Genomic DNA, 20,795 nt, shown 5'->3' on the forward strand with positions numbered 1-20,795 from the left:
TCGGTCGGTCCGTCAGGCGGTTTTTTCCGAAGCGGCAGGGAACGGCAGCGACTGAATCCGCCTGCCGGTGGCCGCGAAGATCGCGTTCGCTACCGCCGGTCCGACGGGAGCGACACCCGGCTCGCCGACACCCGTCGGCGCTTCGCCCGACTGCACGATATGCACCTCGACCTTGGGCATCTCGGCGAACCGCAGCACCTGGTAGCCGTCGAAGTTGTTCTGCTCGACCTTTCCGTCCTTCAGCGTGATCGCGCTGTGCAACGCCGCGCCGAGACCGAAGCCGATACCGCCTTCCATCTGTGCGGCAATGACGTCGGGGTTGATCGGCGTACCGCAATCCACCGCACAGACGACGCGTTCCACTTTCACGTTCCCGTCCTTGTCGACGGAGACTTCCGCGACCTGCGCGACGAACGTCTTGAACGCCTCGGCCACCGCAATACCGCGCCCGCGGCCCTTCGGCAACGGCTTGGCCGGGTCCCAGCCCGCTTTCTGCGCGGCGAGTTCGAGCACGGCCCGCATGCGCGGTTCGTGCGCGAGCAGATCGCGGCGGAAGACGAACGGGTCCTTGCCCGCGGCGTACGCGGCTTCGTCGATGAACGCTTCGACCGCGAATGCCGTGTGCGAGCTGCCGACCACCCGCCACCACAGCACGGGCACGCCGGTCTGCGTGGTCGTCAGTTCGACCGAGACGTTCGGAATCGCGTAGGCCACGTTAGCGGCCCCCTCGACGGACGTCCCGTCGATTCCGTTCTTGACCATCACGCTCGCGAACGGCGTGCCGGCAAGAATCGACTGGCCGACGATGCGATGCCGCCAGCCGACGAGCTTGCCGTCCGCGGTCAGGCCCGCGTCGAGCTTGTGGAAGTACATCGGCCGGTAGAGGCCGCCGTGGATGTCATCCTCGCGGGTCCACTGCAGCTTGACCGGCGTGCCGTTCGCACCCAGCGCCTTCGCGATGGACACGGCCTCGACGATATAGTCCGACTGTGTGTTCGCGCGCCGCCCGAAGCTGCCGCCCGCATACAGCGTGTGAATCTTCACCTGCTGCGGATCGAGCCCGGCTGTGCGCGCAGCGTTGCCCTGATCGACCGTCTGGAACTGGTCGCCAGCCCAGATTTCGCAGCTGTCAGCAGTGAGCTTGACGACGGCGTCGAGCGGCTCCATCGGCGCATGAGCGAGATACGGGAACGTGTAGGTGGCGGAGATCTTCTTCGCCGCGCCCGCGAGCGCCTGCGTCGCATCGCCGTCCTTGCGGGCGGAAGCGCCCGGCTGCTCGGCGAGCTTGCGGTATTCGGCCATGATCGCGTCCGAGCTGCGCTTCTCGGCCTTTGAATCGTCCCATTCGACCTTCAGCGCGTCGCGGCCCTGCTTCGCCGCCCAGAATCCCTTCGCGACCACCGCAACGCCGCCCGGCACCTGCACGACCGAGACGACGCCCGGCACCGCTTTCGCGGCCGACGCATCGAACGATCTGACCGTCGCGCCGAAGAGCGGCGGACGCTGCAGCAGCGCGACCAGCATGCCGGGAAACGTCACGTCGAGCGTGAACTGCGCGGTGCCGTTGGTTTTCGGCGGCACGTCGACGCGCGGCAGCTGATGGCCGATCAAGCGGAAATCCTTCGGCGACTTGAGCGCGACCTTGTCCGGCACCGGCAAGCGGGCCGCGGCCGACGCGAGCGAGCCGTAGGTCGCGGTGCGGTTCGTGGCCGCGTGATGAACGCTGCCGTCGCGTGTTGTCAGCTCGGATGCGGGCACGTGCCACTTCGCGGCGGCGGCGGAGACCAGCATCGCGCGCGCTTTTGCGCCGGCTTCGCGCAATTGCATCCACGAGTTGGCCATCGCCGAACTGCCGCCCGTGCCCTGGATCGTACCGAACGCGAGATTCGCGTAGCGCTTCGCATCGGCGGGCGCGCTTTCGACACGCACGTCCTTCCAGTTCGCATCCAGCTCTTCCGCGACGATCGTCGCGATGCCGGTGTACGCGCCCTGGCCCATCTCGACGTGCTTGGCGATGACCGTGACGCTGTTGTCCGGCGCAACGCGCAGGAACGCATTGGGCGCGAAGGCGGCATCGGGCATCGTCGCGGCGAGCGCGCGGCGGCCCGTGCCCGCCCATTCGAAGCCGATGGTGAGACCGACTGCCGCGACGGCGCCGGCTGCTTTCAGGAAGGTCCGGCGCGACGGGCGTACCGCATCCGTGAGATCGAGATCGGTCGTCATGGTCAGGCCTTCAGGGTCGCAGCGGCTTCGTGGATGGCCGCGCGGATGCGGGTATAGGTCGCACAGCGGCAGAGATTGCCGTTCATCGCGGCGTCGATGTCGGCGTCGGTGGGCGTGGCGTTATGTTCGAGCAAGGCTGTCGCGGACATGATCTGTCCGGACTGACAGTACCCGCACTGCGGCACCTGCAGCTTGACCCACGCGGCCTGGATGGCTTTCGCGGGCCGGCTTTCGATGCCTTCGATGGTCGTGATGCGCTTGCCCGCGATGGCCGCGAGCGGCAGCACGCATGAGCGGGTGGCTTCGCCTTCCAGATGAACCGTGCAGGCGCCGCACTGCGCCATGCCGCAGCCGAACTTCGTGCCGTGCAGGCCCGCGTTCTCGCGGATTGCCCAGAGGAGCGGCGTGGTGGGATCGGCATCGAGCGTAACGCTCTTGCCGTTGAGAACAAACGAGGTGGACATTGAACCTCTCCGAGGGGAAAGCCCGAACTTGGCGCCGGGTCTAGGCGGCATTTTGACCGACCGGCTGGCATTATCGCTTACACAATCCTGCAAAAATATTGATCAATGCTGCAAATCCTGCAGCCCAGATCAGCCGTGCAACTCGATCACCACTTTGCCTGCCAACGGCGGTCAACTGCAACCCTGCTTGCCCCGCGCTCGGCGAACGGCCGCTTCCGCGCGATTCCCAGGGCCGGAGTCGAACCTGAAGAGCCAGCCTGTCCCGAACGGGAGATGTTGCTGCGACCAACTCCCTTACGACTCATCAGCCCCGCACTACTTCACTGGCTCTTTGGGGACGACGTCCGCCAGCTGGTCAAGGGGCGCGGTTTCGTCTGGTTCGATGATGGTAGCGAGACCGGTCTCTGATCCGGCATGGCGTTCAAATAAGGCCAGAAGTTCAGGGCGAAGTCCGTCGCCGCGTTGGGCAGCGAGAGCGTGAAGCGAGAGAAATGGCAACATAGTCGAACTCCAGTCGATGAAAGACAGGTCAACGCGATGTCGCTGAAAGAATTGACATATCGGGTGCGTGTCGAACGCACCTTGCGTCGTCCGCCGACCTCGGCTAATGCGGGATCGAATGATCGATTTATGGCGGCAGCTCGATACACACACTCGCTTTCTTGCTATTTGATTTCTGTAAACGGAAATCCTCGCTTGACGCATACCGTTTTGTCGCTCTTGACCGCTCCCGCCTGATGCTCCGCAGCTACGCGGAGGGCGAGTAATACGGCAAGAAACGGGGGGCCGTTGACTGCTTGCCTCGATATTGTTCAGGCAGAGAGAGGCGATCGTGCTTCTCTTTTACGACCACAGTCAATGAGGAATTCACCATGTCCAAAGAAGATGACAACAAGGCCATCGTAGGCCGCTGGTTCACCGATTTCTGGGGCAAGACCTGCAACCTCGACATCGTCGACCAACTTGCTGCGCCTGACATGCTTCTGCACTACTCGCTGCACGAGCCGCGTCGTGGCCGCGACGACATCAAAGCATTCATGACCGGTTTCCGCGAAGCATTCCCGGACCTCAACTTCTGGGGTGCCGCTGATCTCATCGCCGAGGGGGACTACGTAGTCGGCCGTTGGGAGGGCGGTGGCACGCATAACGGTCCGGCGTTCAACGATTTCCTCGTCGGATCGTTGCCGGCTGCGACCGGCCGGAAAATGCGATTCACGGGCACGACCGTGCTCCGGCTCAAAGACGGCAAGATCGTTGAAGAAATCGGCCTGGATGACGGTGTGACCGCGCTGCAGCAGCTCGGACTCATCAAGGCGGCGTGATCGAAGGCGCAGCGCGTCCGATATCTTTTGGCAACGCCGGGTGCATCCAACGCGACAACGGGCCTGGGAGCAACCCAGCCCGCTTTATGAGCATGACGACAACCGTGAAGGTCAACCCTGAAGCAAAAAGCCGTCATTCGCAGCGACAGCGTTGACCTTCGCTTCTTGGCCCGATTTGCGCCGAAGTGATCCCTTGGAGTCGTTACAATGATCGAGATGAGTCACCCTCTCAACTGCATCGAGTACGAGCCATGCTGATCTCCTCTTTCTGGAGTGGAGACGCCATCCGCAGTCGCCGCGTTAGCGACGTCGTACTATCAGGCACCGTCGACGTGCCTGCGCCCCCTGCACGTCTGCTTGCAGATTGGGAAAGGGAGACATCGTCGCGCATGGTCCTGGAGCCCGGTGACGTCGAGGCGATGCCTTTGGCGCGAGCGCGGGCACGCTGGCCGGACTACAGGCGCTGCGTACAGGCAATGTCCGATTGGACATGCGCGCTTGGACTGCCCGCGGTACTTGCATCAAGTGATGTAGCCCTTATGGCCTGCCGCGGCGCGAGGTACCACCATGACGGTGTGCAATACGGCGGTGCGGCCTTTTGCAATCTCTTCCTGAGCGAGGACAGGGGACTGGACTTGCATTTTCCCTCTTTGGGCCATCGCATTCCTCTGACCCGGGGAACCGCAGTGATATTCGATACTGGCCAGCCTCATGGCGTCATTCAGCGCGGCAGCAGCGGTTTTAACGCGGCCGACTTCGCACCTGACCAGGATTGCATCCAGCTATTCCTGACCTGGGAGCTTCCCATCGAAGATACCCATGTTGGGCACGCACTGAAGGTTGCGTTCGACATTGACCCGTCGACGTCGTTACAACTGGATGCGGAGCAAGTCCGGCTGAACGGCGAACCGGCCATCGTGTGCCCCGATTCCGGTCGCTGGTGCCGCGTAGACTGATCGTCAGGATCACACCCCTGCGTTACGCTGACCGGGTGGACAGGCCTTCACGCCATGCGACGGACGAATGTTCCCTTCCTCGTCCGATTGCAGGCGCTGGCAAAGGACTGGTTGCGTGTCGGCCATATGTCGCCGTCCGAATTCCCCTGGCAAGAACATCCGTGTCTTGCCGGTTCAATGTGTGAACAGCTTCGGTTTTCCCAAGTCGAGGCTTAGCGCGCATCAGAGAAACGGCGAAATATTCGCCATCGCGCGCGTTACGTAGACCTCCTTCTCCCCTACCGGCGCCACATAGTGAATCGCGCTACGTGCAGCCTCGACGCCTGCCAGACGTGCGATGAACCACGCCGCCAGATACTGCGACGACAGGCACCCGCCAGCGGTCGCGACGTTTCCCCTGGCGACGAACGGCTGATTGAGCACAGCCACACCGGCCTCCTCGACCCACGGCCTGGTGGTCAGGTCCGTGCAGGCCGGAACGTCGTCCAGCAGGCCCAGCCTGGCAAGGATTAGCGTGCCCGAGCACTGCGCGCCCAGCAGCTGGCGCGTCGGGTCGAACCTCAGTTGCGACATCAACTTCGCATCGGCGACGACGTCCCGCGTCCGTATCCCGCTACCCACCAGTACAGCGTCCGCTTCGCAGGCGTCCGCGAGCGACGCTTGCGCCTCCATCACCACTCCGTTCATCGAACGCACCTTGGCCGCCGGACTGGCGATCGACACCCGCCAGCCGGGTTGCTTGACCCGGTTGAGGATGCCGAGCGCGATCAGCGAGTCGAGTTCGTTGAAACCTTCGAAGGTCAGGATGGCGATGTGCATGGGGCCTCGCGCGAATGGAGTCGTTGAATTGCGCCATCGTAGAGCCGATAATCAATACAATCAAATAATTGTCATGGATACATTCCGGTATGCCTCAACCCCGCTACAAGCAACTGGTCGACCGGCTCGCGGCCGATATCCGTGCGGGTCGGCTGCGTCCCGGGACGCGGCTGCCAACGCACCGCGATCTTGCGGCTCGCGAAGGACTGGCGCTGGTCACGGCCACGCGCGTCTACGCGGAACTGCAAGCGATGGGCCTCGTGAGCGGAGAAACCGGTCGCGGCACGTTCGTCAAGGAGGCGCTCCCTCGCGGTCAAGGCATTGATCTGCATGCATGGAGCGCTGATACCGTGGACCTGAACTTCAACAATCCCTCGTTGCCGGATCAGGCAGACCTACTTCGGGCAGCGCTACGCCAGCTCGCGGCAGCAGGCGACCTGGAGGCCCTGCTTCGATACCAGCCCCACGGCGGGCGCGAGCACGAGCGGGCGACCGTGGCGCGCCACCTCGGTGGCCGAGGACCGGCGGTATCGGCTGAAACCGTATTGCTCGTGAGCGGTGCGCAGCACGGGCTGACGACAACCGCCATGGCCTTGTTCGAACCCGGCGACGTGGTAGCCGTGGATGCCCTGACGTACCCGGGATTCAAGCTCGCCGCCGAGGCCAACCGGCTGGAACTCGCCCCAATTCCCGCCGCTGGGCGCGGCCCGGATCTGGACGCCTTGGCGGCGCTGTGCAGGCGACGGCGAGTACGCGCCGTGTACGCGATGCCGACGCTCCATAACCCGCTCGGCTGGGTGATGAGCGCAAGGCGACGCAGGGAGCTGGTCGCCATCGCCCGGCAGCATGGGCTGATCGTCATCGAGGACGCGGCCTACGCGTTCCTGGCGGAAGGTGCTCCGCCTCCGTTGGCATCGCTCGCTCCAGAGACGACGGTCTATGTCTCGAGCTTGTCCAAGAGTGTCGCGACCGGGCTGCGCGTCGGCTTCGTCCGTGCCCCGCGTGAATGGACGCCCAGGCTCGAACGAGCGATCCGGGCAACGACCTGGAACACCCCGGCAACGATGACCGCTATCGCCTGCGGCTGGATCGAGGACGGCACCGTGGCAAGGCTTGAAGCCGACAAGCGGCGCGATGCCACGCTGCGTCAGGGCCTTGCCACTGAAATCCTGGCCGGGCTGAAACGGGTCAGCCATCCCGCGTCGTACTTCGTCTGGCTTCCTCTGCCACAGGAGGTTCGGGCAGACGCGATCGCGATGGCGTTGATGCGCGAGCACGTTTCCGTGTCGACGGCCCATCCGTTTTCGACGTCGGCGCATGTGCCTCATGCCATTCGCCTGGCACTCGGCTCCGTCAGCCTGTCCACGCTAGAGCGGTCCTTGCAAACGGTGGCCCGCGTCGTTGCCGACCAGACCTATTGACCCGCGGATGCCGCGGCGCAATCCGACAGACATCGCCCGCCAAAGCGCGACGAGAGATTGTGGGCGCTTCTTCGCACATGGCGAATTCATGGCGCGACGCCAGGTTTCGGGTTCCTGGTCCTGCCGGGTTTGCGAGACGAGTATTCCGAGGTGCATGGTCTTGCTCCAGACCTAGGTGTCGGAGACGTCCCGCATCGCGCTTGCAGCGACGACCTTATGTTCCGGGACGAGTTCGTCGCGTACAGAGCTTTGCTCCGATACGCTGTCTTTTCGCTTTTGGTTGAGACGGTCGTCGCATGTCGACCCGTTGCGATCCTTAAATTCGAGCGTCGCCGCAATCGCGGATGTGAGTGCAACTCCCGGTCATTGGATCGCGCGCTGACCTTTCGACAGTCGGAGAGGCGTCCATCGAAGCTGGAAGAAAGATAAACGGCGGCAGTCCGTCGCTCGAGAGACTGCGCGTGTTGATTCAGACCGAACGGTCGCGGATGGGATCTATCGGGCAGTGGCGCATGACCGCCATGAAAGCGCCCGGCGTTGCGCCCGCGCGTCCCGTCGAGCGTCGGACCATGCTGACGATGCCGCGGATAACGCCTATGCTTAACTGCATTCGCCGTTCCGTTGATACGAAGAAGCCTGATGCCATTCCTGTCCGCGCATGGAGCAAGCGCCAATGATGAACACCTGGTTGCATGACCTGCCATTGTGGCAAATGACACTCGTTACTTTTGGTGCGACATTTCTCGTGGGAACGGCGATCCACGTCGTCACCAGCTGGCTTGCTGCCGGTCAGCATGGGCGGTCATTGATGGCGATTTCGCCCGGCTTGCTGTCTCCAATCGGTGTCATCTTCGGCTTGCTCATGGCGTTTACTGCCGCGCAGGTCTGGAACGATACGGAGCGCGCCAATGTCGCCGTCGCGACGGAAGCCGGTGCGCTAAGATCAGTTGTCGTCCTGTCTGCCGTCTTGCCAGAAGAGGCACAGAGCCAGCTGCGAACGCTGGTTCGGGATTACATCGAGTACACGATAGCGACCGAATGGCCAATGATGGCGCAAGGAGCCGTCACACTGAAAATAAGTCCCCCTGCGTTGAACAAGGCGCTTCAGTTCACGCTTTCCCTGGTGGCAAATACGCCTGGACAGCAGACCGCGCAGCGCCAGGTGGCGACGTCCCTGGAACAGGCCCTGGACGCTCGTCGCCAGCGTATTCTGGTTAGCCGCTCCGAAGTTAGCGGGGTCAAGTGGGCATGCCTGATTTTTATGGCCATCTGCCTGCTGTTCGCAATCGCCCTGGTTCATTGTGAGAACCGGCTGACCTCTGCCGTAGCAATCGGGCTTTTTTCAGCGGGACTCGCAACGACCATGCTGCTGATCCTTTCGCACGATCGCCCCTTTTCCGGTGTCGTCGCCGTGGCGCCCGAACCGCTATTGCAGGTCATGCCTGCGGATCGCTGATCATTTGCGCGTGTTTGGGCTCGTTTCGGACTAGAAGACTAAAGCCCGGACGTGCCATTTTCAGCAGATCGGTCGACGGCCAGGCGGTTGCGCATCAAGCGGATCGGCATCGAAATTACGAAGGCAACTCCGACAATACGATGCGTTCTCCGTTCTCGGGCCGGTCACTTTCGTGAACAGCACGTCGGATCCGCCGCTTGCCGAGTTCAAACGCAAGCGTCATTTGTTTCGCTGACTCGTTTGCCGCTCCGAGTTGCGCGAGCACCGTCGGCGCCGGCAGTGCGTATGCAGCGTATCCCCAGCCAAAGCCATAGACGGAGAACCATAACTCGGACGGATCGACAAGCATGGGTGCAGTGACTTGAAGGTCAGGCGATAGTGCGCCCGGCACTGTCTGATCAATCGATGGCTCGTTCATCGCCGTCTCCGTGCAGAAATGACATGAGCGCCTCTTATACCCTATCTCGGCCCCACCTTGCAGCAACGCCCGGAGAGTGCAGATTTGCGCGCGCTAGCGAAAGGAATGTAATCAGAGCATAGGCGACGGCGCTGTCCGGATCGCTAAAACCGAGCGGATTTCGGCATATGCGCCGGGGTGCAATTGCAGGCACGGGTGCATGCTCGTGCGGCGGCCGGAACGGTATGGATGAAATAATTGCTTAAAAACAAGCGCGCCACCCGTGCAGGGCGCACTGCGGCGGTGGTGAGCGAGATGCACATCGCCGTGTGGCTGCGTGTTCGTCACAGATCCTTTGCGGCCCTCAACGACGCAAGCTTGTGAACCGTGCGCGTTCCGTCGAGTAAGCAGTGGAATAACTGATGCCCGTCATGCGGCGCGGTCCCGACCTGGAAGTAGTGCGACTCCCGAACGGAGGAGACTATTATTGGTTTCATAATTATCGGATCACGCAACCATGAATATCCGTAGTGAATCGAATGACAGCGCGGCCGTCCAGCCAATACCCCTATCACGACGCCGCGGACTCGTCTTTCCTGCATTCGCCTGGTTGGGATTCACATCGGCATTCGCCTCCATCGTTATTGGTAGTCTTCTGCAATCGAAGCTTGGAACGCTCGATGCACTCGCCGCAGCGATTCTCGGCAATTGGATTCTCTTCGTGTATTCGGCGGCAATAGGATTCGCCGCCGGCCGGTGGGGGCTGAGTTCCCAACTCACACTGGCAGCGGTCTTCGGCCGATGGGGCGCCCTTGTCCCGGGAATCCTGCTGGGATCGCTGGTAACCGGCTGGTTCGCCTTTCACGTCGTCCTCACCGCGACGATCCTGCTGAATGCACTGCACTTTTCCGGCGCCCCTGCGATCGTCATCAGCGTCATCGGTGTGGCATTCGCGGCGCCTGTCATCGCCCGGCTCAGCCATGGTTTCAATATGACCGCCATCGCATTTCCCGCGATGATCCTGTTCGGCGGCACCGTCATCGCACATTACCTGATGCCGAAATGGACCGTGCTGCTGGACGGCTCGATCGGCGGAACGCTGCCTTTCGGAACGGGCGTTTGCATCGCGTTTGGCATATTCGTCGTGAGCGGCACGATGACCGGTGACATCGTTCGCTATTGCCGGACCGGCAACGAGGCCGTTCTGGCCACCGCGTTTGCCTTTCTCCTGTCCAATTTGCCGTTCCTGATCCTGGGCGTGCTGATCGCGGCGGCCGGCATCAAGGTCGGCGATCTCTTCGCGGGCAATGACGCGCTCTCGTTTTTTCTATTGGCGCTCGTCGTCGTATCCAACTGGACGACCTGCGATGCCTGCATAAGTAACGCGAGCGTTACGCTGAAGAGCGCATTTCCAAAGCTGTCCTGGATCATTGCGTCGGCCGCTGCCGCGCTATTGGGGATTCTCATGGCTGTGATGGACGCGGTCGGTGATGTATTCGGCTGGGCTCTTTTCCTCTCGGCGATCGTTCCGCCAATCGGCGGTGTGATTGTCGCCGACTACTACGTGCTGCGAGTGCGCGTGGGCTTTTCGCGCTTCCGGGCGGCGCCCGTGAACGTCGCAGGATTGGCGGCCATCGCAGCGGGCGTCGGGGCGGCGTTTCTTGCTCGCCAGATTGTTCCCGGCATGATCGCACCTTTGATCGGCGCCCCTTTGGCCGGCAGCGTGTATCTCGTCCTGGCAAGGCTCGCCCCGAGCCGTCTGGGAACGGACCTCGGTGCCGCCCCTCACGGAACGGAAGCGCTCGATTGACGGCCATGCTCTACACAAAGGCCAGACCGGTCACTTCGCGACCTCCTGCCGAGTCGAGGACGGCAATCGTCGCGATCATCCTCATCTCGTCGCTTGCGTTCCTGCTCTTCCGCGCCCGCGACGAGGTCCTCATGAGCCTTGCACTCCATGAAGCGCGGCTCGCAACCCAGTTCGCTCTCGTTGAAGCGCGTCCCGACGGGACCGGCATGCCTGAGATCATCGATAGCGGTGCCAGCCGCCGGTCGACCGGCAACGCGCCGACTATCGCGGCATGGCCCGGTCAAACGACAATTGCGATTCCCCTTGCGTCGGATTGCGACGGCATTGCCGCGTGTCGAAACATGTCGGCGATGCGAAGTGAGGATACGAACGGCAAGTTTGTCATCCGCAACGGCAGGCTGTTTGCGGCAAGGCGCGACGGAAAGTCCGTCATTCTGAGCTCCGCTCCCCTTTCAGCGTTGACGGCAGGGCTGTTGGGCCGGCTCGCGCTGGATATTGCCGGCGTGTTCTTCCTGGGATGCTTGCTTCTGCTCGTGCGAGAGAGCCGTTTAAGCGACTACTCGGTCCATCGCCTGCTGGACGCATCGCCGATTCCCCTCATCCTCATCGATGCGGATGGACGTCTCGAGTTCGCCAACCAAACCGCACTTGATCTCCTGGCCGCGGATAGCGTGCGATCTCTTGCAGGACTTCAGGAAAGCCTCCGGCGCCATCAACCGCTGTTCGCCTGGCTGGTCGGAGGACAGGATGCAGCCGGCCTCATCGAAACCAGTGAGTTCGAGATCGAGCATCATTCCGGTGCCATCCGTCATCTCCTTGTCTCGAGGCAGTCGCTACGGGTGCGCTCAACGAGAATGATCATTGCAAGTGTCGCTGACATCACCGTGAGGCGTGAAGCCGAAACCGCACTGATCAAGGCAAAGAACGCAGCCGAGGCGCTGGAGCGGATGAAATCGGAGTCTCTCGCGATGATCAGCCATGAGCTCAGGACACCGGTAAACGGAGTGCTGGGCCTCGCGCAACTCCTTGTCCAGTACGAACTCCCCGATGCAGCCGCGCTGATCGTGCGCAGGTTGATCCAGGCGGGGAAAACGCTGGCCGTTATCATCAACGACGTCGTCGACCTTGCGCTGCTGGAAGTTCGGCAAATCCGGCTGGACCGGCGTCAGTTCAATCCGCAGGAAGTGATCACCGGCGCCGCCAGTCTGGCCAGCGCCGCGGCAGCCGAAAAGGGGCTGAGGGTTCGCGTAAGCGGCGTCACGCCGCTTCCACCGTCGGTGTTCGGCGACCCCGCAAGACTGCAACAGATCGTGGTCAACCTGGTGGGCAACAGCATCAAGTTCACACAAGTCGGCCAGATCGAGCTGACGACCGACGTTGCAGCCCGTCACGACAAATCGATTGAAATCGCCATCACGGTCGCGGATACAGGAGTCGGGATAGCCGCCGACGTGCTTCCCCGGTTGTTTCAGCCCTTCTCGCAGGCCGAAAGCGGGCACGAAAGGCGCTTCGAAGGAACCGGCCTTGGCCTTGCGATCAGCAAAGGCCTCGCCGAAGCCATGGGCGGCACGATCTCAGTGCGAAGCGAGATCGGGCGCGGTTCGACTTTCCTTGTCAGGTTGCCGTTCGACCTGGCGGAGAACGAGGAGATGCGCTCTGCCCGCCTCGCGGTATCGCGGGTGCTCGTCGTCGACGATGTCGAGCTCAATCGCGATATCGTGACCGAGTTGATCCGCGCCGAGGGTTGTGAAGCAACTTCCGCCTCTTCCGCGCAGGAAGCACTCGAGATTCTCAAGACCGATACATTCGACCTCATCCTCATGGACATCCGCATGCCCGGCATGGACGGGCTCGCCGCCACGGCGGCAATCCGCGCTAGCCGGGAGCCCAATCGACATACGGGTCCCATCCTCGGTCTTACCGCCAATCCCTTGCCGACCGACAGACCGCTGTATCGACTACGCGGAATCGACGGGATCATCGAGAAGCCGGTGGAGATCGACAAGCTGCGCATCGCGTTGAAGGAGTCGCAGACGCCACCGTCCTCCGACAACGCGATCTTCACTACCGAGCCCGAGCGCATCGGCCGGCTTCGCGAGTCGCTGGGGCAGGAGCGCACCACTCGCATCGTCCGGTCGTTCATGGAAGTCGCCGACCAGTCGATCGAGACGATCGCGAACAGTTGTGCGCGCACCAATCTCGAAGAGGTTGCAGAAGGCGCGCACCGACTGTCCGGCGCCGCGTCCAATGTGGGCTTCGAGCAACTCGCCGACGCCGCGGCGGAACTGGAGCGGCTGGCCCGAACCGGACGTGTGCTGGATGTGTCGGAGGTGGCGCTGAATATGATCACGATCTACAGAGACGCGGCGCGTTGCGTCCACACCTACTTTCCATCGCTGGCGCTCGGGCCTGAAAACAAATACCCGGTCCCGTGAACGGTCGTAATCAAGACCGGATGGTCCGGATCGGTTTCGAGCTTGCGCCTCAGGCGGCGCACCAGCGTATCGATCGTCCTGTCCATCGTGTCGAAACGCCGACGACTCGTGGCACCGATCAGGCGCTCTCTGGACATGACCTGCCCCGCGTTCCTCGCCAATGTGTACAGGAGGTCGAACTCGGCGGTCGTGAGGGAAACGATCTTCCCGGCTTCATCGGTGAGGCTCCGGCGTCCAGTGTCCAGCAGAAACCGTCCGAACGACATCGTCTCGGGCACCGTCACCGAACGACTGTGGCCCACGCGGCGCAACAAATTGCGAACTCGCGGCAGAAGCTCGCGCTCGTCGATCGGTTTTGCGATGTAGTCATCCGCGCCGTATTCCAGGCCAAGAATACGATCGACCTTGTCGTTTCGTCCCGTGATCAGGATGATGCCGATCTCCGATTTCGCGCGTAGCTCGCGCGTCAGGGAAAGGCCGTCCCGCCCCGGCAGCCGGATATCCAGCAAGACGAGGTCGACCGGGTTGACGCGCATGATCCGCTCGAGTCCGTCGGCATCGGCCGCACAGAAGACGTCATAGCCCTCGGCCTCCAGAAACCCCTCGAGCGTCTCCCGGATGGACGGGTCGTCGTCCACTACGCCCAATCGCTGACCAGCCTTGTTCTGCTGCACGTTGGCACCTTGTCTACTCGTTTTCGCGGCACTCACGCAAACCGATCGGCGCTTTTTTTCCTGCACGCCGGCATCGTGTTCACAAATTTTAACAAAATGCCATACACCATTCAATCAATGGGGCGGACTCGTTCACAAGATATCCGGATAGTCGTCTTCACTCAGACTAGACAAGGAGACGACCGTGGCAAACTCAAAGCAGGTCTGCGCAATGGATGCAATCGCGCTCGCATCGGCCATCCGCACCAGGGAGATATCGCCGGTGGAAGTGGTCGAGGCGCATCTGGAGCGCATGGAGATGCTCGAGCCTTCGATCCACGCATTCTGCACGGTGACAGCCGATGCAGCACTTGAGCAGGCGCGCGAACTCGAAGCGCGAATCCTGCGCGGAGAGAAGGTCGGTGCGCTCGCGGGCGTACCCGTGGGCATCAAGGATCTGGTCAGCACGGCCGGCATCAGGACAACGTCCGGTTCGGCGGCCTACAAGGATTTCGTACCCGATGAAGACGACGTCGTCGTAGAGCGCTTGAAGAAGGCCGGCGCGATCATCGTTGGAAAGACCAATGTGCCCGAATTCGGCTACAGCGGCGTCGGACACAATCCGATTTTCGAAACCACCCGCAACCCCTGGAATCTCGATCTGACGCCGGGTGGCTCCAGCGCCGGATCGGGTGCGGCCGTTGCGGCTGGAGAGGTGCCGTTCGCTATCGGAAGCGACGGTGGCGGCTCGATCCGGATCCCCGCTGCCCATTGCGGCATCTACGGAATCAAGCCGTCGATGGGACGCGTCCCGCTCTATCCCGGTTGCCGCGACGAGCGCTATCCCGGCGTTTCCAGCTGGGAAAGTCTCGAGCACATCGGCCCGATGAGCCGAACCGTTGCCGATAGCGCCCTCATGTTGTCGGTGATCGCGGGCCCGGATCCACGCGACCGCCATTCGCTGCCGCCCGCTGACTTCGACTGGATGAACGCGCTTGACGGCAATATCAAGGGGCTGCGGATCGCCTACAGTCCGGACTGGGGCTATGCCGCTGTCGATCCTCGAGTCCGTTCGGTCGTCGATGAGGCCGTAAAGGTTTTCGAGCGCGATCTCGGGTGCGTCGTGGAGATTGCGCATCCCGCATGGAGCGACCCCTTCGATGCGTTCTGGGCCATCGTCGCAATGGACACCGATCTCAAGGGCATGCGCGCGATGGTCGCCGAGCATGGCCATGAGATGTCGCCGCATCTCGTCGCGTTCCTCAATCACCCGTGGACTGCGGAGGACTTCACGAACGCCATGCTGACACGCAAGGCCGTCGTCAACAAGATGTGGCGGTTCATGAACAACTACGACCTGCTGCTCACGCCGACCCTGACTGTCCCGCCCTTCCCCATCCATTGCCAAGGTCCTGAAAAAACTGACGGACGCATGGTCGCGTCCACGCAGTGGCTCTCGTTCACCTATCCGATCAACCTGACCGGCCAGCCCGCGGCATCGGTTCCGGCGGGCTTCACGAAGGACGGGTTGCCGATCGGTTTGCAGATCGTCGGACGCCATCTCGACGATGCATTGGTGTTGCGTGCCTCGGCGGCCTTCGAGCAGGCGCGTCCGTGGCGCCACCAATGGCCTCCCCTGCTCAGGAACGCGGGTCTCTCACAGTGAATCCGGAGAAGGGGAACATCATGACCAAGACAACCGACCAACACTTGCTCGACGAAGAGTTCGAGCACCTGCCCGTCCCCCTGTCGCATCGCCACTCGCTGTCGTCCGTGGCTGCGGTATGGTTCGGCTTTCCGATGATCATCACGAATGCGGTGTTCGGTGGAGTCATCGCCTACAACCTCGGCTTCTCGCAGGCGCTTCTGGCGATCATGATCGGCAACGCCATCCTTCTGGCGTATGTCGGCGCATTGAGCTACATCGCCGGAAGCACCGGACGCAACTTCGCCCTTCAGGCCGAGCGCACCTTCGGCAAGAAAGGCTACGCGATCACATCCGGCTTTCTGGCGAGTGTGGTCGTGGGCTGGTACGCCTTCCAGACCGGCCTCACCGGAACGACGGTTCACGCATCCTACGGCTGGAACGAGACGGTGACGATCATCGCGGCAACGGTGCTCTATACCGGTGTGACGTTCATCGGCATTCGCGCACTCTCGATCGTCGGCATGATCGCCGCGCCAATGTATGTGATCCTCGGGATCGTGGCCCTCGTCCTGATCGGCTCCGAGCATTCGCTATCCGGGGTGTTCCACTACAACGGTCTTGGCGCAGGTAGCGCGATGTCGCTGGGTAGCGCGATAACGCTCGTCGTGGCGACCTTCGCCGATTCGGGCACGATGACGGCCGACTTTACGCGCTGGTCGAAGGACGGAAAAAGCGCAGTCTGGGCGATTCTTACCGCGTTCCCGGTGGCGAACGTCACTGCCCAGCTCTTCGGCATTCTGATCGTGTGTGCCGGCGCTGCCGTCGCTCCCGCTTCGAGCGGGGGTGATTTCATGCCTGTCCTGACAGGGCATGGCGGCGTTCTGTCCGTGATCGCGCTCGTTTTTGTCTTCGTCAATCTCGGATCGGTGTGCACGCATTGCCTGTACAACGGCGCTGTGGGCTGGGGTCGGATTTCCCGGAAGAAGATGCGAACGATGACGGTCGTGCTGGGCCTGTTGGGCGGGATTCTGGCCGTCGCTGGCGTGTGGAGCTTGTTCCTTGACTGGCTGAACCTGCTGGGCATCTTCGTGCCCCCGATCGGAGCAATCATTATTGTCGACCAGATCCTGGTCCGGCACTACTCCGATACACAGGCGGTGCCAGACTTCCGTGGCAGCGCCTTCCTGGCGTGGTTCGTTGCCGCTGTGATCGCGAGCCTTGTTCACTACCTGGCGCCCTCGTTCTCCGAGGCAGTCGCTGGAATGCTGGCGGGTGGAGTGCTCTACTTCGCATTGTCGCAGTGCGCGAATCACATCGTACGTCGACGCGAGAGTCGTGAGATGTCCGCGACATAGCAAAGAAAAGTCCGCCTATCGACGGCGCTGTGGTTGAAAGGTCGAAAGGCCGCATGAGGAGCGGCCTGCGATCAGACGACCGGCTGAGGAAACGACTGACCGGCCGGCGCCGATGCCATGCCGGCCATCGGCGCGTACCGCTTGCGACGCGGGCAGGGAACGTTACCGACGTTCGCCCGATCGGTTCACCCGTGCGGGTGTTTCGCTGTTCTACTTGCCCGCTCTTTCCGGGCGCCTTGGCTTCTGCCTCCGCGCTAAGCCAGTTATCGGCATCGCGCCGGTCTACGTAGACAAGCGCATTCGGAAACACCCGCTCACGGCCGACGCTCAAACCGCCCGAATGGCCGCCATGAATATGCGTGAGCAGGATCACGTCGATGTCTTCCGGACGATAACCGGACGTGCGCAGGTTCGCGACCAGCTGGCCGGACGTCGCGCCGAACAGCTCGCCGGCGCCCGTGTCGACCTGCATCCTGTGGGTGCCGGTGTCGATCAGAAAGCCGTTGATCGACAGTTCCACGGGAAGTGCCACGTGCGCCGCGGCATACGCGTCGCGGACCTCATCCGGCTTGCTCATGATTTTCGGCACGTTGCGCGGCGCGGTGCCGTCTGACAGGACTAGCTGCGCAATCCAGCCTGCGGAAGACGCCGCCCGAGCCCGTGGCGCATCTGACGCGGCCCATATCGCGGAAGTTGCAGCGATCATCGCTGCGGCGAAGACAGAGATGAGTTTCATGGCAATTTCCTCATACCCAGTTGCGGACCAAATTACGGTTCCGTTCGAGTCGGTCTTGACGATGTCGAGGCACGTGGCTTGTCGCGAGCGTGCGAACCGGGTGGAGCGGTTACCTCATGCGCGAGGCTCCGCCGTCCTGGCGTCATTGCTTCAGCGCATCGCGAACGGCATCGCTCGCCTGACGGATCGCGGCCTGCGCGGCGGGCACATCGTGGATCCCGTTCAGCAGGACGAAGTCGTGAATGATTCCGTTATAGCGGGTCGCCGTCACCTGCACGCCGGTTTCCTTCAGCTTGCGCGCGTACGCTTCGCCCTCGTCGCGCAGCGGGTCGTGTTCGGCGGTGCTGACGAGTGCCTGCGGCAGGCCGCGAAGCTGATCGAGCGTCGCGCGCATCGGCACCGCGTACGGGTTGCTGCGGGTCTTCTCGTCCGGCTACAGTTGCGTTTCGTTCCTGCTCTAGCCCACCCTCGCAAACGTTCTTGATCGTCGTGTAGTCATCGAGGCCATAACGCGAGCCTTCGCGCCCGTAGCCTGACTCTTTGACCCCGCCAAACGGCGCGGCCTCGCTCGATACAACACCCTCGTTCGCGCCCACGATCCTTCTGGTCTCCTGGCCTGTGCGATCCGGGCTGCATGACTGGGTTTTGGGGGCAGGTGCGCGGCGTAATGCCTTTCGCATGCCGTGTTGACTCGGTGGTCTGGACTTGCCGAGGTGGCTGCGGAATTCGTCTCGGGCAAGACAGATGCCGGATCTCTACTGAGCGATCCGCAATCAGACCTTGCGCAAATGGTCTTTTATGCTGATGTGCTGCCTTACTGGGTCAGCAGATAGTCGGCCCTTGATTACTGAAGACACGCCGTCTATGGTTCAAAGGCTATCGGGGTGAGCGCCGGCGCGCTGCGTGGACAAAGACCTCTGGACTCAACCAAGGATCGAACACTCATGGACGGATTGACCGAAAAGATTGCAGCCATCGTCGAAGAGGCGAACGAGGATGAAGCCTTTCGCCAGCAGTTACTCGACGAACCCCTGGCGTGTCTAAAAGCAAGGGGCTTGGATATATCCGATTCTTCTCTTCTGGAGATTTCATATACGGCCGGTTATGGCGTTTTCCTGGGCATTGATATACGCGCGCTCTCGGATGCACCCAGCCAGCAAAAAGAGCCAAGAGGAAAAGACATCAATTCAGATCATTTCCTGGATTGCCTGAATGTCAACTCACGCAATGGAATTCAGAATGAGCAAAATAAACAATCTTCGTGACTGGCTGGAATTCCTTGACCGCACCAAGCGTTTGATCTGCCTCGAAGGCAATATCGCGCTCGAATATGATGTTCTTCGATATATCGAGCATTTCGAAGGCAAGCAGGCCTGCTTTTTTTCGCGACCCGGAGGACATGAGGTACCGATTGCCGGAGGATTGCTCGGGCAGCGGCAATGGGTGGCTGAGTTGCTCGAGCTACCTGTCGATCAGATCCTGCCCGCATTTCAGAGGGCATTGAAAGCCCCATTGGAGTGGAATGTGGTCGAGCAGGATTCGGCTGCTGTCCACGAAGTGACGCACGACAAGGATATCGATTTAAAAAGGATCCTGCCCATCATTACCTGCCACGAACGCGATGGCGGCCCTTACATCACCAGCGGCCTCGTGCATGGACTGAATCTGGAAACAGGCAAGCAAAACCTCTCGATAAACCGTCTTCAAGTGCAAGGGCCTGACAGGCTGAGCATCCTGATGCTCCCGCGCGATCTGTTCGCTTATTATCAGGCCGCGGAAAAGCTGGATAAGGAATTGCCGGTTACCGTTACCATCGGCCACGATCCAGTGGTCGAATTGGCTTCGCAGGCCATTGCGCCGCGCGACGTGTGCGAACTGACCATTGCAGGCGCACTCAAACAGCGTCCGATCGATGTCGTAAAATCATACACCAACGATGTCCATATTCCTGCGGACGCCGAGATAGCGATCGAGGGGTTCATCATTCCACATAAACGCGTATTGGAAGGCCCATTTGGAGAGTTTCCAAAATACTACACCGGTCAGGACCTGCTTCCCTACATCAGGATTACCTGCATCACCCACCGCCGCAATCCGATTTATCGCGTCAACAATCCCTCCGGGATCGAGAACGTCATTATCGGCGGAATCCCCCGGGAGTCGTCCATTCTGGAGCGAATGCAGCTCAATTTTCCTAATGTACTGGATGTTCGCCTCACGGCGGGAGGGCTCGGACGTTTTCATTTGATCGTGAAAATAATAAAGAAGCAGTATGGCGAAGCAAAAAACGTTATCGCCTGTGCATTTGGCTGCCATTACGACATCAAACTGGTGACCGTCGTCGATGAAGACATCGATATCAACGACAGCGAGCAAATCGAATGGGCAATAGCAACCCGTTTTCAGGCTTCTCGCGATCTGGTCATCATCCAGCACGGTCTGGGTTCCAAGCTCGATCCTTCGGGAGACAAGCGCGGATTGAATGACAAGATGGGCCTGGACGCGACCAAATATCTGGGCGATGACGAACGATTTTATGTGTCTCGCATCCCGCCTAGCCTGGGCAACGTCTATGACCGGCTAGCGAAGGACAGTCAATCACTCGCCAGCTATTTGAGGTCGTAATGGGTACACGATGGGCGAGTTCGCCGGCACTTACATCCCTCCTTTGCGGTCGAGGAACGCCCGTCGCCTAGCCGTGCGCTGGGCCGCCACGCTTTTGCTGGTGTGGCGTGCCTGTACGGCGCGAACCGTGTCGGCTGTATGTATTCGGCCAAGCGGTTACCGAGCGCGGGCGTCGGCGTGCAGTACGTCCTGAAACCTCCTCACGGCATCGTTGCCAATATGGAGTTCGCGTTCGGAAAGGAGGACGACAAGGCCGTCCACTTCAAGATGGGATACGCATCCTAAGCCGATCGCGGTCTTCGGCCAGCTTCAATCGTCCCTGCTTCGCCGCTCAGCCGCAATTGCTTCGTTACCCCAGATCATCTATCAATCACTGATTTCAGCTGTGGCCAGATGACCCGGCGTGGAAGGACGCTTGCTTTCGAATTCCTTCGGAGAACGGCGAAAGAGTAAGCGTTGCGCGAGCACCGTCTAG

General features: G+C 61.5%; 15 protein-coding genes and 3 pseudogenes. 10 read left to right on the plus strand and 8 right to left on the minus strand.

Features of this window, described 5'->3' with window-relative positions; translation table 11 throughout:
- Positions 1 to 12 precede the first annotated feature (12 nt).
- Positions 13 to 2,223 (minus strand): xanthine dehydrogenase family protein molybdopterin-binding subunit, encoded by a 2,211-nt coding sequence (locus BG61_RS30240; RefSeq protein ID WP_035938376.1) that lies wholly within the window; start codon positions 2,221 to 2,223, stop codon positions 13 to 15.
- A 2-nt stretch (positions 2,224 to 2,225) separates the two neighbouring features.
- Positions 2,226 to 2,687 carry a (2Fe-2S)-binding protein gene (locus BG61_RS30245; RefSeq protein WP_035938374.1) on the minus strand — a complete coding sequence of 154 codons (462 nt, stop codon included), beginning with the start codon at positions 2,685 to 2,687 and terminating at the stop codon, positions 2,226 to 2,228.
- 872 nt (positions 2,688 to 3,559) lie between these two features.
- On the opposite strand from BG61_RS30245, the gene BG61_RS30255 reads away from it, so the two are divergent.
- Both BG61_RS30255 and BG61_RS30260 read left to right on the plus strand, forming a co-directional pair.
- Positions 3,560 to 4,009 (plus strand): ester cyclase, encoded by a 450-nt coding sequence (locus tag BG61_RS30255; protein ID WP_035938373.1) that lies wholly within the window; start codon positions 3,560 to 3,562, stop codon positions 4,007 to 4,009.
- A 251-nt stretch (positions 4,010 to 4,260) separates the two neighbouring features.
- Positions 4,261 to 4,965, plus strand: a complete 705-nt coding sequence (locus BG61_RS30260; RefSeq protein WP_051672884.1) for a hypothetical protein — start codon at positions 4,261 to 4,263, stop codon at positions 4,963 to 4,965.
- Positions 4,966 to 5,187: 222 nt separating this feature from the next.
- Here BG61_RS30260 and BG61_RS30265 read toward each other — a convergent pair whose 3' ends face one another.
- Positions 5,188 to 5,784, minus strand: a complete 597-nt coding sequence (locus tag BG61_RS30265; protein ID WP_035938371.1) for a DJ-1/PfpI family protein — start codon at positions 5,782 to 5,784, stop codon at positions 5,188 to 5,190.
- An 89-nt stretch (positions 5,785 to 5,873) separates the two neighbouring features.
- Here BG61_RS30265 and BG61_RS30270 point away from each other — a divergent pair, with 89 nt between their 5' ends.
- Positions 5,874 to 7,205, plus strand: coding sequence for an aminotransferase-like domain-containing protein (locus tag BG61_RS30270; protein ID WP_035938369.1), 1,332 nt, complete (start codon positions 5,874 to 5,876; stop codon positions 7,203 to 7,205).
- Positions 7,206 to 7,878: 673 nt separating this feature from the next.
- Positions 7,879 to 8,661, plus strand: coding sequence for a bestrophin-like domain (locus tag BG61_RS30275; RefSeq protein WP_081868226.1), 783 nt, complete (start codon positions 7,879 to 7,881; stop codon positions 8,659 to 8,661).
- 115 nt (positions 8,662 to 8,776) lie between these two features.
- Here BG61_RS30275 and BG61_RS30280 read toward each other — a convergent pair whose 3' ends face one another.
- Positions 8,777 to 9,079, minus strand: coding sequence for a hypothetical protein (locus tag BG61_RS30280; protein WP_232256408.1), 303 nt, complete (start codon positions 9,077 to 9,079; stop codon positions 8,777 to 8,779).
- A gap of 496 nt (positions 9,080 to 9,575) precedes the next feature.
- Between BG61_RS30280 and BG61_RS30285 the strand changes: the two genes are divergently transcribed.
- Positions 9,576 to 10,868, plus strand: coding sequence for a cytosine permease (locus BG61_RS30285; RefSeq protein ID WP_035938364.1), 1,293 nt, complete (start codon positions 9,576 to 9,578; stop codon positions 10,866 to 10,868).
- Between the two features lie 5 nt (positions 10,869 to 10,873).
- Entirely contained in the window at positions 10,874 to 13,303 is a 2,430-nt protein-coding gene (locus tag BG61_RS30290) for a hybrid sensor histidine kinase/response regulator (protein ID WP_035938363.1), read from the plus strand.
- Here the strand turns inward: BG61_RS30290 and BG61_RS30295 are convergent.
- Positions 13,252 to 13,977 carry a response regulator gene (locus BG61_RS30295; RefSeq protein WP_035938422.1) on the minus strand — a complete coding sequence of 242 codons (726 nt, stop codon included), beginning with the start codon at positions 13,975 to 13,977 and terminating at the stop codon, positions 13,252 to 13,254. The two genes, BG61_RS30290 and BG61_RS30295, sit on opposite strands and share 52 nt — an antisense overlap.
- Before the next feature lie 184 nt (positions 13,978 to 14,161).
- Here BG61_RS30295 and BG61_RS30300 point away from each other — a divergent pair, with 184 nt between their 5' ends.
- Together BG61_RS30300 and BG61_RS30305 are read left to right on the plus strand one after the other, a co-directional pair.
- Positions 14,162 to 15,622: an amidase gene (locus BG61_RS30300; RefSeq protein ID WP_233469245.1), complete on the plus strand. Its 1,461-nt coding sequence runs from the start codon at positions 14,162 to 14,164 to the stop codon at positions 15,620 to 15,622.
- A gap of 20 nt (positions 15,623 to 15,642) precedes the next feature.
- Positions 15,643 to 16,959: a purine-cytosine permease family protein gene (locus tag BG61_RS30305; protein ID WP_035938359.1), complete on the plus strand. Its 1,317-nt coding sequence runs from the start codon at positions 15,643 to 15,645 to the stop codon at positions 16,957 to 16,959.
- Between the two features lie 364 nt (positions 16,960 to 17,323).
- Here BG61_RS30305 and BG61_RS44860 read toward each other — a convergent pair.
- The 3 pseudogenes from BG61_RS44860 to BG61_RS44220 all read right to left on the minus strand — a co-directional run.
- A pseudogene (locus tag BG61_RS44860) lies at positions 17,324 to 17,695 on the minus strand (MBL fold metallo-hydrolase); the annotation flags it as partial.
- Between the two features lie 142 nt (positions 17,696 to 17,837).
- Positions 17,838 to 18,110 (minus strand): annotated as a pseudogene (locus tag BG61_RS30315) (alpha/beta hydrolase fold domain-containing protein); the annotation flags it as partial.
- Between the two features lie 40 nt (positions 18,111 to 18,150).
- Positions 18,151 to 18,294 (minus strand): annotated as a pseudogene (locus BG61_RS44220) (aldehyde dehydrogenase family protein); the annotation flags it as partial.
- 345 nt (positions 18,295 to 18,639) lie between these two features.
- Here BG61_RS44220 and BG61_RS42265 point away from each other — a divergent pair.
- Together BG61_RS42265 and BG61_RS30320 are read left to right on the plus strand one after the other, a co-directional pair.
- On the plus strand, positions 18,640 to 18,960 hold the full coding sequence (locus BG61_RS42265) for a hypothetical protein (RefSeq protein WP_129572285.1): 321 nt from the start codon (positions 18,640 to 18,642) through the stop codon (positions 18,958 to 18,960).
- Positions 18,935 to 20,320: a UbiD family decarboxylase gene (locus BG61_RS30320; RefSeq protein WP_051672886.1), complete on the plus strand. Its 1,386-nt coding sequence runs from the start codon at positions 18,935 to 18,937 to the stop codon at positions 20,318 to 20,320. The genes BG61_RS42265 and BG61_RS30320 overlap by 26 nt, the downstream gene beginning before the upstream one ends.
- Positions 20,321 to 20,795 lie beyond the last annotated feature (475 nt).

Origin of the sequence: Caballeronia glathei, from assembly GCF_000698595.1 — a bacterium.
In the GTDB taxonomy this organism is placed as follows: domain Bacteria; phylum Pseudomonadota; class Gammaproteobacteria; order Burkholderiales; family Burkholderiaceae; genus Caballeronia; species Caballeronia glathei.